This is a genomic window from Desulfomicrobium escambiense DSM 10707, assembly GCF_000428825.1.
Lineage (GTDB): Bacteria > Desulfobacterota > Desulfovibrionia > Desulfovibrionales > Desulfomicrobiaceae > Desulfomicrobium > Desulfomicrobium escambiense.
This window is the reverse complement of record NZ_KE386803.1, coordinates 74542-88760: the sequence shown is the minus strand read 5'-3', so window position 1 is coordinate 88760 and position 14219 is coordinate 74542. Positions and strand designations below refer to the sequence as shown.

Genomic DNA, 14219 nt, shown 5'->3' with positions numbered 1-14219 from the left:
CGCGCGAACGTCAAACGCGTTCACGGTACTAACCTTGAGCGCAGGCCGAGTCCAGTTCAATCTTGTCCCGCCTCCGCGGCGCCGGCACCCAACCTGTCCCGCAGGCCCAGGAGCATGTCCTTGAGGGCCTGCATGGCCGCCGTGACGGCACCATGTCCCGGCATGCGCAGTTCCAGCTTGGCCGGCGGCAGGATCCTGGCCGCCGCTGCGTTCTCGCCCACCCAGGCCATGAGGCGGACCGGGTCGAGGTTGTGCCGTGTCTCGTCCCAGTGCACCAGCGCCCGGTCCTCGAAGAGGTCCATGCGCACCGCACCCAGCCGACGCGCGTCGATCTTGATCATCAGCACGGCCACGAAGGTCTTCAGGGCGTCGGGCAGGGAGCCGAAGCGGTCGCGCATGTCGTCCACGATCTCGGCGATCTCCCCTTCGTCGCGGCAGGACGACAGGGCCTTGTAGTAGTGCAGGCGCTCCTTGGGGTCGGACACGTACTCCTCGGGGATGAGGGCCTGGAAGCCGAGGTTGAGCTCCGGCTCGATCTCGGTCTCGACCTTGCCGCCTCTGAGCCTCGTGACCTCCTCCTCGAGCATTTCGAGGAACAGGTCCAGGCCGACCTTGCCGATGGTCCCGGACTGGGCCTCGCCCAGGATGTTGCCGGCCCCGCGCAGGCGCAGGTCCTCCATGGCCACCTTGAAGCCGGCGCCGAGGTAGTCCATGTCGAGGATGATCTTCAGGCGCTTGCGCGATGTTTCCTGCAGGCGGTCCAGGTCGGGGATGATGAAATAGGCGTAGGCCTGCTCGCTGGAGCGCCCCACCCTGCCGCGCAGCTGGTAGAGCTGGCCCAGGCCGAAGAGCTGGGCCTGGTCGACGATGAGGGTGTTGGCCCGCGGAAAATCCAGCCCAGACTCGACGATGGCCGTGCAGACCAGGACGTCGAGTTCGCCGTGCCAGAACTTGTGCATGGTCTCCTCGAGGTCGTGGGCCTTCATCTGGCCGTGGCCCATGCCGACCCGCGCCCCAGGCACCAGGCCGGACACGAACTCCGCCACCCGCTCCAAGCCCTGCACGCGGTTGTAGACCCAGAAGACCTGGCCGCCGCGGGCCAGCTCACGCTCCAGGATGGCCCGCAGCTGCTCGGGGTCGCGCTCCATGAGGGAGGTCTCGACGGGCTTGCGGTCGCGGGGCGGGGTCTCGATGACGCTCAAGCCCCGGATGCCCGACAGGGACAGCTGCAGGGTGCGCGGGATGGGCGTGGCCGTCAGGGTCAGCACGTCGATGGTCGAGCGCATCTTCTTCAGGCGCTCCTTGTGCTTGACGCCGAAGCGCTGCTCCTCGTCGAGGATCATGAGCGCCAGGTTGGCGAACTCCACGTCCTTGGAAAGCATGCGGTGGGTGCCGATGAGCACGTCCACCTGGCCGCGCCGCGTCGCTTCGAGGACCCGCTTCTGCCCCGCCGCCGGGACGAAGCGGCTCAGCAGGCCGACGTTGATGGAGAAGGGTTCCATGCGCTGGCGGAAGGTCTGGTAGTGCTGCTCGGCCAGGACCGTGGTCGGGCACAGCAGGGCCACCTGCTTGCCGTCCAGGACGGCGCGGAAGGCCGCGCGCAGGGCCACCTCGGTCTTGCCGAAGCCCACGTCGCCGCAGACCAGGCGGTCCATGGGCTCGGCCTTCTCCATGTCGGCCAGCACGTCGGCGATGGCCTTCTCCTGGTCGCGCGTCTCCTCGAAGCCGAAGCTGGCCTCGAACTCCCAGTACAGCTCCGAGACGGGCTTGTAACGGTAGCCCTTGGCGATCTTGCGGAAGGCGTACATCTCGACCAGGTCGCGGGCGATCTTGGCGATGGACTGCCGCGTGCGCTCGCGGGCCTTGGACCAGGCCGTGCCGCCCAGACGGTCCAGGGCCGGGGCCGCGCCGTCGGGACCCTTGTAGCGCTGGACCTGGCCGAGGCGGTCCACGGGCAGGTAGAGGCGGTCCTCGCCGTCGTACTGCAACAGGAGATAGTCGTTGGCCACGTCGCCGAACTTGATGCGCTGCAGGCCGCCGAAACGGCACAGGCCGTAGTCGCGGTGCACGAGCAGGTCGCCCTGCTCCAGTTCGTCGAAGGCGTCGAGACCCTTGAAGGCCTTGCTCGCCGCGCGCTGGGCCTTGGGCGCCCCGGGCTGGAGCACGGACTCGGGCAGGAGCTGCACGCCGGCCCAGGGCAGGCGCATACCGTGGCCAAGAGAGCCGACCAGGGCGAAGATGCCCGACTCGCCGGGCGCGTAGGCCGTCTTGAAGACCTGGTCGTCCTGGGCCGCGAGCTGCATGAACTTGCGGCGCGACTGTTCGGAATGGAAGCACAGCAGGGTCTGGCGCCACTCGCGCCGCCAGGCGTCGACCTCCTGCATCAGGGCCCGCCAGGGGCGGTTGCGGCTCTCGGGGGTCCAGAACAGGTCCTCGAAGGCGTTGACCGCCTCCTCGGGCAGATCCGCGCCCTCCTCCCTGACGCCCATGACCAGGCTCTCGCACAAGATCTGCCGGCCCTGCTCCCAGATCCGGCGCACGTCGCCGGGGGTCTGGATCAGGCCGTGCCGGGGCCACAGGCGCTCCTCGTCGCGAAAATGGTTCTGCCAGGCCCAGCTCGTCTCCTCCAGCTTGGTGCGCAGGTCCTGGGCCTCGGCCATGAGGAAGACGCACCCCTCGGGCAGCCAGGACTCCAGGCCCACGGTGTCGGGATAGTACATGCTCGGGGGCAGGTGCGGGTGGGGCTGCAGCAGTTCCTTTTCCAGATCGGCACGCGTCCCCTTGGAAATTTCACCCAGACGCATCCACCCGTCGAACATGCCCCGCGCCGCCTCACGGTAGGTCTCGGCGCCGATGCAGCCGGCAACGGGCAGGACCACGGCGGACTTGAGCTCTGCCCGGGAACGCTGGGTCATGGGCTCGAAGAGACGGATGCGCTCCAGGGCGTCGCCGAAGAACTCCAGGCGCAGGGGATGCTCGTAGCCCGGGCAGAAGATGTCCATGATGTCGCCGCGCAGGGACGCCTCGCCCATGGCCGTGACCATGGACACCCGGGTGTACCCCCAGTTGACCAGGGTTTCGAGGAGGTCATCCTGGTCGATCTCGTCACCCTGCGCTACGGAAAGGTGCTCACGCTGCAGCAGGTCCGGATGCGGCCATTTCTGGATCAGGTTTTCCAGGGGCAGGAGAACGCCTCTGCCCTTGCCCTTGTGGGCCAGGGTGAAGAGGGCCCGCCAGCGGTCGGGCCAGGGGGAGCGACGCGGGTCCTCGATGTTGTAGTGCGGAAAGCGCAGCCAGCGGCGCTCCCAAAAGTTCCGCTCCTGATCGCCCGGAGACAGGATGCGGGCTAGGGAGGCGTACAGGGGCATGTCGGCGCTTGGCGGCAGGACAAGCACGACGTTCTGGCCCTGTTCCATGAAAGCGTGCGCCAGGTACATCTGGGCCGCGGGGCCGCTCTTGAAAATGCGCTGCTGTCGGTCGGCGCCGGAAACGAGCTTCTGCAGGGCGGGGGGAATGAACACGCGGTACCGGTCACGGGTTGGAGGAACGGGGAAAGGCCGCCCCCCGTCGGGAGGCGGCTTGTGCATCGGGTTTCGGCCATGCGCGGCCGGGCTGGGCCCAAGCTGCGGCAACCCTACGTTGCCCAAAAGACGCCTCAGGTCAAGCATGCGCAGGGAAACGCCCCTCGCGATGAAGGGCCTCTCCGAGTCCATTCCCGGGGCGGGACTCCGCGGCCTCTCCCTGCGCTCCGTCGCCCTCCGGGACACCCTGAAAAAGGATGGACAGCCCAGGTTGGTATGGGTAAGGACTGGGCTTGCGGCCCCCGTAACCCTGTCCAAGGAGCATACTCGATGGCACGATTCCTTCCCAATGAGGATCCCTTCACCCTGGAAGACCAGCTCAAGATCCTCGGCAACGACGAATTGCTCGATTTTTGGGAAGAAAGCCAGATGCTCGACAAGTACCTCGAAACCCCCGAACACGAGTGCCCGCCCTCGGCCCACTACGAAAACGCCATCCTGAACGAACTCAGACTGCGCCACTCCATGGGCCGCATCTAGCACCCAAGCATACTCAGCGCCAAAACGCCCGCCCGGTCCGCCAGGCTCCGAACAGACGGCGCCAACGCAAAAATCCTCCCGCCTCCTCAGCCGGGAGGATTTTTCAGTTCTGCCGCCCGGATTCCGGCCCGCTCCGGCCTGGATGCCGTCTCATCCACGCACCGACATCCCCGCATCCGCAGCGTTCATCACCGGATTCCAACCCTCCGAAGCAGACCTGCACTCTTGCGCCGCCGGACAGCCTTCGATCCGATCAATCCATCACCCCTCCCGGCCCGAAAGACTGATCGCCACACGCTTCACTACAGTACTGTCGACCCTGCCATACAAAAATCAGCATCTTATATACAACCGCACTGATTTTTTGACGAATACCTCTTACTCAAAAGATTGTTTTTTGTCTTACAGTTCTTCTTCCTTGTTTTCCCCGGAAATATTCGGCAACAACGGCTGTAAAATTTTGTTGCAGCACAACGCATCACGTTCAAGGATCTTCCCCACTGTCGGGGAAGATCCCGGTCACTGCACTTGCCTGATAACGAATCAAAGGGGCAGAAGATGGGCGCAAAGGTCTTTGACTCCTCGAAATTGGAGCGGATTCTCCACCTCTACATGGCGATCAAGGCGACTCCCGCAATATCGCCGGGCGCGCTTCGACAGGAGTTGGGGATCGAAAAATCGGCCTACGGCAGATACTGCGCGCTGCTCAAGGGGCTCGGCGTGGAGTTCCGCTTCGACCGCAAGGCCCGCCGGCACATCATCGAGAAGGACGCCTTCCTGACCGCGCCGGATATGACCCTTGACGAGCGCCTAGCCATCATCCTGGCGGTGGGCCGGCTCGGCGGGCTGCAGGAGTCTTTCCTGGCCTCGCGGGCAAGAAAGGCTGCGACCAAGCTCCTGGCCGTGAACGAGGCGCCGGTCGCCGCCGCCTGCTCGGCCCTCTTGAGCGGGCCAGAAATGCCGGCGCACGTCGGCGGCCGGGGTCAAGTCGTGGACACCCTGTTCCGGGCGGTCACCGAACGCCGACGGGTCGAGGTCTCCTACGCCAAGCCCCACGCAGAACCCGAGGAGTTCGAGGTGGACCCGTACCAACTCTACGTCCTGGACGGGGCCCTGTACCTGGACGGCTACCACTGGGGGCGCAGAGCCGTGCGATGCTTCAAGGCGTGCCGCATCGCGAGGGCCAGGCTCACGGGGATCACGTTCACCAACAACCGGGGCTACGCCTACGACGAGCGCCGCCAGAACTCGTTTCGCGTCTTCGCCGTGGACCGCGAGCCAGAGACGGTGCGGATCTGGTTCTCGCCCTTCGCGGCCCCGTACATCCGCGAGGAGTACCACAACCCCAGCCAGCGCCTCACGGACAACCCCGACGGCTCGCTGGTCTACGAAGTTCGGGCCACGGAACCCAAAGAAGTGCTCTGGTGGGCCATGCGCTGGGGCGCGGATTTCGAGGTGCTGGAACCGGGGTGGTTGAGGGCGGAGGCGATGGAGAAGGTGAGGGGGATGATGGGGAGGTATGGGATATGAGCGCGGAAAGATGAAATACTACGCCCACTCGACGGACAATTCGGACAAGTCCGATTGGCAGGGGCTGGAGGAGCATCTTCGGAACGTGGCCAGCCTGGCTTCAGGGTTTGCCGGAGCCTTCGGCGCAAGCGACTGGGGAAAGGCTGCCGGCCTTTTGCACGACGCCGGAAAGGCCTCTCAAGAATTCATTTGGCGCCTCGAAGGCAAACCACTGAGGGTCAATCATTCCATTTTCGGAGCCAGGCTTGGCCGGGATGAGGGCGGCAGGCTCGGCCAAATGTTATCGTACATCATCGCCGGGCACCACGGCGGCCTTCCCGACGGCGGGATACAGGACGGCCAACTTCACTATCGCCTCCGGCATGAGCGGATTCCGGCGGATGTCGCGATTCTGCCTGGTGTCACCTGCCCCGCCGCGTTGCAATTGCCTTTTTCAAAACGGCCGGCGAATCCCGGTTTTTCTCTGTCTTTTTTTACCCGCATGCTTTTTTCCTGCCTTACGGACGCGGATTTTCTGGATACCGAGGCATTCTGTAACCCAGGCCAGTCCTGCGTGCGCAGCGGCAACCATCGTTCCGACCTCGGGATTTTGCGCGATGCCTTGAATGGACGGCTTGCTGAACTTGCCCGCGACGCAGCGCCGTCCCGGGTGAACAGACTGCGCCAGACAGTTCTTGCCGATTGTCGGACCAGGGCCGGCGACGAGCCGGGGTTCTTTTCCCTGACCGTGCCGACTGGCGGGGGCAAAACCTATTCGTCCATGGCCTTCGCCCTTGATCATGCCGTGACGCACGGTCTTCGACGGATCATCTATGCCATTCCGTTCACTTCCATCATTGAACAAAACGCCGGTGTCTTCAGCGCCTTGCTGGGAAAGGAAAATGTGCTGGAGCATCACTGCAACTACATGGGCAAGGACGAGCCCGAAGAGCGCGGGTATGACAGGTGGCGCGGCCTGGCCGCCGAAAACTGGGACGCGCCGGTGGTCGTGACCACCAACGTGCAGTTCTTCGAATCCCTGTTCAGCAACAAACCGTCGCGTTGCCGCAAGCTGCACAACATCACCCGCAGCGTCATCGTCCTCGACGAGGCGCAGGCCATACCCACGGAGTATCTGGAACCCTGCCTCTGCGCCCTGCGAGAGCTGGTGGATCACTACGGGTGTTCGGTGGTCTTGTGCACGGCCACCCAGCCCGCCGTGGATGACGAAAGTCTGCGCACCCGCTTGCCGGATGTGCGCGAGATCATCGCCGACCCGTCAATGCTCTACACCGATCTCAGACGAACCGAAGTCACTTTTGCGGGCAGACTGACCGACGCGGCGCTGGCCGGACAACTCGACGGCCTGACGCAGGTACTCTGCATTGTCGGTACCAAGGCCCAGGCCAGAGCGGTGTTCGACCTGCTGCACGAACGGGAAGGCGCGTTCCATCTGTCAACGAACATGTATCCCGAACACCGGCGGCGCACGCTTGACGACATCAGGCGGCGGCTCAAGGACAACCGCCCCTGCCGCGTCATATCGACCTCGCTCATCGAGGCCGGGGTGGATGTGGATTTTCCGGTCGTGTATCGGGCCATGGCTGGGCTTGATTCCATCGCCCAGGCCGCCGGGCGCTGCAACCGCGAGGGGCGACTGGACGGACTGGGCATGGTTGTCGTGTACGAACCCGAAAATCCGCCCAGGATGCCGTGGCTGCAGCGTTGCGCCAGCCGCGCGGGCGAAACCCTGCGCTCCCTGCCTGAAGAGGATCCGCTCGGGCTGACGGCCATGCGCCGGTATTTTGGGCTGCTCTATGACGTGCAGGAGTTGGACAAAAAACAGATCGTCAAACGCCTGAACGCTTCCGTGGGCAAGGATCTGCTCTTTCCGTTCAGGGAGATCGCGGGGGAGTTCCGCTTCATCGAGGATGAAGGAACCGCCCTGATCGTCCCCAAGGAAGACGAGGCGGAAGAACTGGTCCGACAACTGCGCTTCACCGAGTTCCCGCGTCCTGTCCTGCGCAGGCTGCAACAGTATTCCGTGACGGCCAGAAGCAGGGATCTGGCACGGCTCAGGTCCGATGGCGCCATCGAAATGATCCGGGACACGTACCCCGTGCTGCGCAATATGGCTGCGTACAGCGACAATGTCGGCCTCTGCGTGGATGCTGGCGGGGTTTGGGAAGCTGAAGGTTTAATAGCCTGAATAAGGAGGAGCCTATGGCATTTGGCATCAAACTGCGGGTCTGGGGCGACTATGCCTGCTTCACCAGGCCGGAAATGAAGGTGGAGCGGGTGTCTTATGACGTCATGACCCCGTCCGCCGCCCGGGGCATTCTGGAGGCCATTCACTGGAAACCGGCCATCCGCTGGGTGGTGGACAGAATCCATGTCTTGCGGCCCATCGTTTTCGACAACGTGCGCCGCAACGAGGTCAGTTCCAAGATCCCCAAACCCAACCCGGTCACGGCCATGCGCGACAGAAAGCCGCTCTATTTTCTGGTCGATGACGGCGGCAACCGCCAGCAGCGTGCCGCAACCCTGCTGCGCAACGTCGAGTACGTCATCGAGGCCCATTTCGAACTGACCGACAAGGCCGGAGCGGCGGACAACGAGGGCAAGCATCTGGACATCTTCAACCGCCGCGCGCGCAGCGGACAGTTCTTCCACCAGCCGTGTCTGGGCTGCCGTGAGTTCCCGGCGTCCTTCGAACTGCTTGAAGGCGATGTCCCGCCGTCCTGCTACGCCGGGGAAAAGCGAGAACTGGGCTACATGCTGCTGGACATCGATTTCGAGCGCGACATGACCCCACTCTTCTTCAATGCCATCATGCAGGACGGGGTGATAGCTCCGCCGTCACGCCTGTCCCCGGAGGTGCGGACATGATTCTGCAAGCACTGCACGGATATTACGAACGCATGAGCGAGGACCCGGATTCAGGCATGCCGCCGTATGGCACCAGCCTGGAGAACATCTCTTTTGCACTGGTGCTGGATGGGGATGGGAATTTGCGGGGCATCGAGGACCTGCGGGAGCAGGATGGCAGGAAGTTGCGGCCTCGGAAGATGGCCGTTCCTGCCGCTGTGACAAGGACTTCCGGCGTAAAGGCCAACTTTTGCTGGGACAAAGCGGCGTACGCCCTGGGTAATGACAAGAACGGGGCAAAAGACAATGCGGAGCGTTTTGCCGCCTTCAAAGAGCTGCTTTGCTCAATTTGCGAAGATCTCGATGACGCCGGGCTCTTGGCGATAAAAAGATTTCTGGACAGCTGGGACCCGGAGCAGGCGGAAAAGAATGTCGCCGCTTTTCTGAACTGGCACGATATCGCTGCAGCAAATCTCGTCTTTCGCCTCGAAGGAACCAAGGGCTTCATTCACAATCGGTTGCCGATTCAAAAGGTATGGCTCACGCATTGCGGCAAGTCCGACGCCGCCCCGCGAGTGCAGTGTCTGATCACGGGTGAGCAAGATGTCGCCCAGGCGCGGGTGCATACTCCCATCAAGGGTGTCGCAGGCGGTCAGACATCAGGCGGCTACATCGTTTCATACAATGCCAGCGCCTTTGTCTCCTATGACAAGGACAAGGCGGATGTCGGGGAAATATCCGCCTTTGCCTACACCACGGCGCTCAACGCATTGCTGACACGCGGCAGTCGCCAAAAAATCACCATCGGCGACGCCACCATCGTCTTCTGGGCCGAGTGCACCAGCCCTGCGGAAGATTTCCTGGCTGATCTCTTTGACCCTTCATCACAATCGTCGCAGCCGGAAACCACTGTCGACCATCAGACCGCAATCAAGCTGCACGACCTGCTCCAGGCTATCCGTTCCGGCAAGCACGCCGTCGATATCGTGCCCGATCTGGATGAATCCGTTCGCTTCTATGTGCTGGCCCTGGCCCCAAACGCGGCCCGTCTGTCCATACGTTTCTGGGAGGTCGATACCGTAGGCGGTCTGCTGCACAAGATCGGCAGGCATTTCCGGGATCTGGAAATCATCCGGCAGTACGACAACGAGCCCGAGTTTCCGCCGCTCTGGCTCCTGCTTCGCCAGACCGCGACGCTGAACAAGAGCGAGAACATCTCGCCCGTGCTGGCCGGAGGCGTGGCCAGGGCCATGCTCACCGGTGGGCAGTACCCGCAGAGCCTGTTGCCGGCGGTGCTCGGCCGCATCCGTGCCGAACACGCGGTGACGTATTACCGGGCCGCACTCATCAAGGCATTTCTCACGCGAAACAAACAGTTGGAGGTACCCGTGTCACTCGACCCCGCAAGAACAGACCGCCCGTATCTGCTTGGCCGACTTTTCGCCGTCCTGGAAAAAGCCCAGGAAGAGGCGATTCCCGGAGCCGGCGCGACCATCAAGGACCGCTATCTGGCCTCCGCGTCAGCCAATCCGGGACAGGTCTTCCACATGCTGCTCAAGAATGCGGCCAACCACACGGCCAAACTTCGCAAGGACCCCGAGAAGAAAGGGATGGCCTTCCATTACGAAGCCATGATGCAGGACATTATCAGCGCCTTCAGCGACTTCCCGACTACCATGGCATCCGAGGAGCAAGGCCTGTTCATGATCGGCTACTACCACCAGCGCAGAGACTTTTTCACCAAGAAGAGCAAGGAGAACTAACCATGACCGCCATCGCCAACCGCTACGAATTCGTGCTGCTTTTTGACGTCGAGAACGGCAACCCCAACGGCGACCCGGACGCGGGCAACATGCCGCGCATCGACCCGGAAACAGGGCATGGTCTGGTCACGGATGTGTGCCTGAAGCGCAAGATCAGGAACCATGTGACCCTGGCCAAGGAAGGCGCTAAGGGTTTTCGCATTTATATTCAGGAGAAAGCGGTATTGAATACCAGCCATTTGGAAGCGTACACTGAAGCCAAACTGACTCATGAAGCGAAAAAATTGCCCAAGAATGCCGAAAAGGCGAAAGAAGTAACCGACTGGATGTGCGCCAACTTCTTCGACATCCGTACATTCGGCGCGGTCATGACCACCGAGGTCAACTGCGGCCAAGTGCGCGGCCCGGTGCAGCTCGCCTTTGCCAAAAGCGTTGAGCCGATCATTCCGCAGGAAGTCAGCATCACCCGCATGGCCGTGACCAACGAGAAGGATCTCGAAAAGGAACGCACCATGGGCCGCAAGCACATCGTGCCCTACGGACTGTATGTGGCGCACGGCTTTGTCTCTGCCCCGCTAGCGGAAAAGACCGGCTTTTCCGAGGACGACCTGAATCTGCTCTGGGATGCCCTGGCGAACATGTTCGAACATGACCGCTCGGCTGCCCGGGGCCTCATGAGCAGCCGCAAGCTTATTGTCTTCCGGCACGAGAACAAGCTCGGCAACGCCCCGGCGCATAAGCTCTTCGATTTGGTGCAAGTCAGGCGCGCCGAAGGCTCCGCCGGCCCGGCACGCTCCTTTGCCGACTACGCGGTGGCAGTCGACCAGGCTCCCTCCGGCGTCGAGGTTATCGAAAAACTCTAACCGCACACATGGCATCGCGCCGGTACACACTGTCGCGACGCCATGGAGATTCCCCGGAATCGAAATCAGTCATGAAACACATGAACGCCTCCACCGAAAAGACGCTGGCCCGGCGCTCCACGGAACTCGGCAACAGCGCGGACCCGCAAGCCCTGCCGGAGTTGCTGGAACTGTCCAAATCCGTGTCGCCGCTGGTGCGCAGACTTGCGGCCTCAGGCCTGGGCAAACTGGCGGGCATCGTGACGTCGGCTCCAGCGGTGGAGGCGCTGCATCCACTGTTACGTGACGAACATCCGCAGGTTCGACAGTACGCGGCCAAGGCCCTTGGCTCTTACGGGGCCGCTGCCCGGGCGGTGCTGTCGGACCTGCGCGATCTCTATGCCAATCCGGCCGAGCGCGATTACGTCAAGCGCAGTGTGCTGGCTGCGGGCAAGCTGATCCGTGCGGCTTCGGATATCGCGGACCGTGCGGTTGTGCACTGCTGTCAGCGTTGCGGCGTGGAACTGGCGGCCGACGAATATGTGCGCAGTCACAAGGCCTTTCAGAGACCGTTCTGCGACCACTGCTTCGACGAAGTCTTTCTGGAGCGCCGCAACTACGAGACCAAAATCGAACTGCAGAAGACCATCCGCGCCAAGGACGGCAGTTGGGTGCAGTCCGAGGGCGAACGGCTTGTCTGCGAGGCTCTGAGCGCCGAGGGTATCCGCTATCGGTACGACGAGCGTTTTCGCATCCTCGACGGCTACGCCATCCGGCCGGATTTCTATCTGCCCGAGTTCGATGTCTATATTGAGTATTGGGGCATGGACACCGCTGACTACAAGATCGGCATGCTCAAGAAGCAGCAACTGTATCAGCAGCAGGGTAAGCGGCTCATCTCCCTGTATCCGGAGGACAAACCGAGCATGCGTGAAATTCTTATGGGCAAGCTGAGGCGCTGCCGTTGACTCGCTTCCCTGCCGAGTCGCGACGTCGCAAAGCGCAAACGGAGTCAGCTCCTGTGTATACGGAAGACGACCTTCTCCCCATATCAGCCTTGCAGCATCTGCTCTATTGCGAGCGGCAATGTGCGCTCATCCATATCGAGCGGGTCTGGGAGGAAAATCTGTTCACGGCCGAAGGCCGCATACTTCACGAGAAGGTCGATGCTGGAGTGGACCTTGTGCGTGCGGGACGGCGCATCGCACGCAGTCTGCCCTTGCGTTCCTTGCGCCTCGGGTTGTCCGGTCTGGCCGACGTGGTCGAGTTCGGCCCTGAAAGGGGGGATGTCTACCCCATCGAATACAAACGGGGCCGCAGCAAGGCCGCCAACTGGGACAGGATTCAACTCTGCGCCCAGGCCATGGCCTTGGAGGAGATGCTCGGCGTGGCCATCGCTCAAGGGGCGCTCTTTTACGGAAAGACCAGACGAAGGGAGGTGGTCGCATTCGACGCCGTCTTGCGTGAGGAAACGATCGGAGCCTCTGCGCGTCTGCATGAGCTTGTCGCGTCGGGGAAAACCCCTGCGGCTCTCTACGAGGCGAAGTGCGATGCCTGTTCACTGATCGATCTGTGCATGCCGGAACTTCCACGGGGCAAGACCGTCAGGAAGTATCTGGCTGCCATGGCGGACACCGAATGAAGAAGCTGCTCAATACGCTCTACGTGACGACTCAGGGCGCATATCTGGCCAAGGACGGGGAATGCGTGGCCGTGCGCATGGACAACGAAGTCAGGCTGCGTGTGCCGGTGCATACCCTTGGCGGTATCGTCTGTTTCGGGCAGGTCTCGTGCAGCCCGTTTTTGATGGGATTTGCCGCCGAGCGAGGGCTGGGCTTCAGTTTTCTGACCGAGAACGGGCGCTTTCTGGCCCGGGTGCAGGGGCCTGTTTCCGGCAATGTCCTGCTTCGACGAGAGCAGTATCGCCGGGCGGATTCTCCAGAGGCAAGCGCCGAGGTGGCCAGATCCATCATCAGCGCCAAGATCATCAATGCTCGACGGATAGTCCAGCGGGCCCTGAGAGACCATGGCGGCAAGATTGACGGTTCGCCCTTGGACAAAGAGGTGTCGCATCTGAAGGATTGCCTGCAGCGTCTGCAGCAGCCGGTCAGCCTCGATGTCGCCCGCGGCATCGAGGGCGAAGCGGCCAACGGCTATTTCGGCGTGTTCGACCATCTGATCCTCTCGGGGGAACCGGAATTCCGCTTTATAGGGCGCAGTCGCCGTCCGCCTCTGGATCGGGTCAACTGTCTGCTGTCATTCATCTACACCCTGTTGGCCCATGACGTGCGTAGCGCCCTGGAATGCGTCGGACTGGATTCCGAGGTGGGATTCCTGCACCGGGACAGGCCCGGACGCCATGGACTGGCGCTCGACGTCATGGAAGAGTTCAGGGCCTTCGTCGGTGACCGTCTGGCACTTTCGCTCATCAATCTGGGACAGATCAAGAAAGACGACTTCGAGATTCTGGAAACCGGTGCGGTCAGGATGACCAATGACGCCCGAAAAACGCTGCTGGTCGCTTACCAGAAACGCAAACAGGATGAGATCGTGCATCCGTTTTTGAATGAGCGGATTTCCATGGGGCTCGTCTTCCATGTACAGGCCATGCTCATGGCGAGATGGCTTCGCGGCGACGTGGATGGATATCCTCCGTTTGTGGGAAAATGACGACATGCTGGTACTCATAAGCTACGACGTGAGTTTCGAGGACCCGGGGGGTGAGAGACGTCTGCGGCGCATCGCCAAAGCCTGTCAGGATTACGGGCAGCGGGTGCAGTACTCCGTGTTCGAATGCGTGGTTGATCCGGCGCAATGGGCGAGGCTCAAACACCGGCTGCTGACCGAAATGGATGAGCGGAAGGACAGCCTGCGCTTCTACTATCTGGGCGCCAACTGGAAACGAAAAATCGAGCATGTCGGTGCCAAGCCCGAGTACGACCCGGAAGGCCCCCTGATTTTATAGCGCGAACCCCAAGCTGTCCCGGTTTGTCTGGGAGGTTCGCGATTACGGGAGTAATCGGTTTTGCTGGACTAATATTGATTTGAGTTGTTGGCGGACGGAAGGGTTGTATTTTCTCCGACATGGTTCGCGGAATAGTCTTGGGGAACGCAATGATGCCAACATATTTCGCAACTCACGGTCGCCCTCCGTGCGGAGGGCGTGGATTGAAACC

At 62.2% G+C, this 14219-nt stretch carries 11 protein-coding genes; 10 read left to right on the top strand and 1 reads right to left on the bottom strand.

The window, feature by feature from the left end; translation table 11 throughout:
• Positions 1-56: 56 nt before the first annotated feature.
• On the bottom strand, positions 57-3521 hold the full coding sequence (gene mfd, locus G394_RS0116430; protein ID WP_028578578.1) for a transcription-repair coupling factor: 3465 nt from the start codon (positions 3519-3521) through the stop codon (positions 57-59).
• Positions 3522-3851: 330 nt separating this feature from the next.
• Between mfd and G394_RS0116425 the strand changes: the two genes are divergently transcribed.
• From G394_RS0116425 to cas2, 10 genes are all read left to right on the top strand, one after another.
• Entirely contained in the window at positions 3852-4061 is a 210-nt protein-coding gene (locus G394_RS0116425) for a hypothetical protein (RefSeq protein WP_028578577.1), read from the top strand.
• A 558-nt stretch (positions 4062-4619) separates the two neighbouring features.
• Positions 4620-5591 (top strand): helix-turn-helix transcriptional regulator, encoded by a 972-nt coding sequence (locus G394_RS0116420; RefSeq protein WP_028578576.1) that lies wholly within the window; start codon positions 4620-4622, stop codon positions 5589-5591.
• Positions 5581-7779, top strand: a complete 2199-nt coding sequence (locus G394_RS0116415) for a CRISPR-associated helicase/endonuclease Cas3 (protein WP_028578575.1) — start codon at positions 5581-5583, stop codon at positions 7777-7779. Before G394_RS0116420 ends, G394_RS0116415 begins: the two co-directional genes overlap by 11 nt.
• A 14-nt stretch (positions 7780-7793) precedes the next feature.
• Positions 7794-8459: a type I-C CRISPR-associated protein Cas5c gene (cas5c, locus tag G394_RS0116410; protein ID WP_028578574.1), complete on the top strand. Its 666-nt coding sequence runs from the start codon at positions 7794-7796 to the stop codon at positions 8457-8459.
• Complete coding sequence (cas8c, locus tag G394_RS0116405) at positions 8456-10201, top strand: type I-C CRISPR-associated protein Cas8c/Csd1 (RefSeq protein WP_028578573.1); 1746 nt, start codon at positions 8456-8458, stop codon at positions 10199-10201. The genes cas5c and cas8c overlap by 4 nt, the downstream gene beginning before the upstream one ends.
• 2 nt (positions 10202-10203) lie before the next feature.
• Positions 10204-11064 carry a type I-C CRISPR-associated protein Cas7/Csd2 gene (gene cas7c / locus G394_RS0116400; protein WP_028578572.1) on the top strand — a complete coding sequence of 287 codons (861 nt, stop codon included), beginning with the start codon at positions 10204-10206 and terminating at the stop codon, positions 11062-11064.
• A gap of 71 nt (positions 11065-11135) precedes the next feature.
• On the top strand, positions 11136-12011 hold the full coding sequence (locus tag G394_RS0116395) for a HEAT repeat domain-containing protein (RefSeq protein ID WP_028578571.1): 876 nt from the start codon (positions 11136-11138) through the stop codon (positions 12009-12011).
• Positions 12012-12064: 53 nt separating this feature from the next.
• A complete protein-coding gene (cas4, locus tag G394_RS0116390; RefSeq protein ID WP_028578570.1) occupies positions 12065-12685 on the top strand; it encodes a CRISPR-associated protein Cas4 in 621 nt (206 codons plus the stop codon).
• Complete coding sequence (gene cas1c, locus G394_RS0116385) at positions 12682-13713, top strand: type I-C CRISPR-associated endonuclease Cas1c (protein WP_028578569.1); 1032 nt, start codon at positions 12682-12684, stop codon at positions 13711-13713. The genes cas4 and cas1c overlap by 4 nt, the downstream gene beginning before the upstream one ends.
• Before the next feature lie 4 nt (positions 13714-13717).
• Positions 13718-14008 carry a CRISPR-associated endonuclease Cas2 gene (cas2, locus tag G394_RS0116380; protein WP_028578568.1) on the top strand — a complete coding sequence of 97 codons (291 nt, stop codon included), beginning with the start codon at positions 13718-13720 and terminating at the stop codon, positions 14006-14008.
• The last annotated feature ends 211 nt before the right edge of the window (positions 14009-14219 follow it).

Bases quoted from the DNA above. Each gene is read 5' to 3' on its own strand.
- G394_RS0116425 (WP_028578577.1), top strand. From the start codon at position 3,852: ATGGCACGATTCCTTCCCAATGAGGATCCCTTCACCCTGGAAGACCAG.
- G394_RS0116420 (WP_028578576.1), top strand. From the start codon at position 4,620: ATGGGCGCAAAGGTCTTTGACTCCTCGAAATTGGAGCGGATTCTCCAC.
- G394_RS0116415 (WP_028578575.1), top strand. From the start codon at position 5,581: ATGGGATATGAGCGCGGAAAGATGAAATACTACGCCCACTCGACGGAC.
- cas5c (WP_028578574.1), top strand. From the start codon at position 7,794: ATGGCATTTGGCATCAAACTGCGGGTCTGGGGCGACTATGCCTGCTTC.
- cas8c (WP_028578573.1), top strand. From the start codon at position 8,456: ATGATTCTGCAAGCACTGCACGGATATTACGAACGCATGAGCGAGGAC.
- cas7c (WP_028578572.1), top strand. From the start codon at position 10,204: ATGACCGCCATCGCCAACCGCTACGAATTCGTGCTGCTTTTTGACGTC.
- G394_RS0116395 (WP_028578571.1), top strand. From the start codon at position 11,136: ATGAAACACATGAACGCCTCCACCGAAAAGACGCTGGCCCGGCGCTCC.
- cas1c (WP_028578569.1), top strand. From the start codon at position 12,682: ATGAAGAAGCTGCTCAATACGCTCTACGTGACGACTCAGGGCGCATAT.
- cas2 (WP_028578568.1), top strand. From the start codon at position 13,718: ATGCTGGTACTCATAAGCTACGACGTGAGTTTCGAGGACCCGGGGGGT.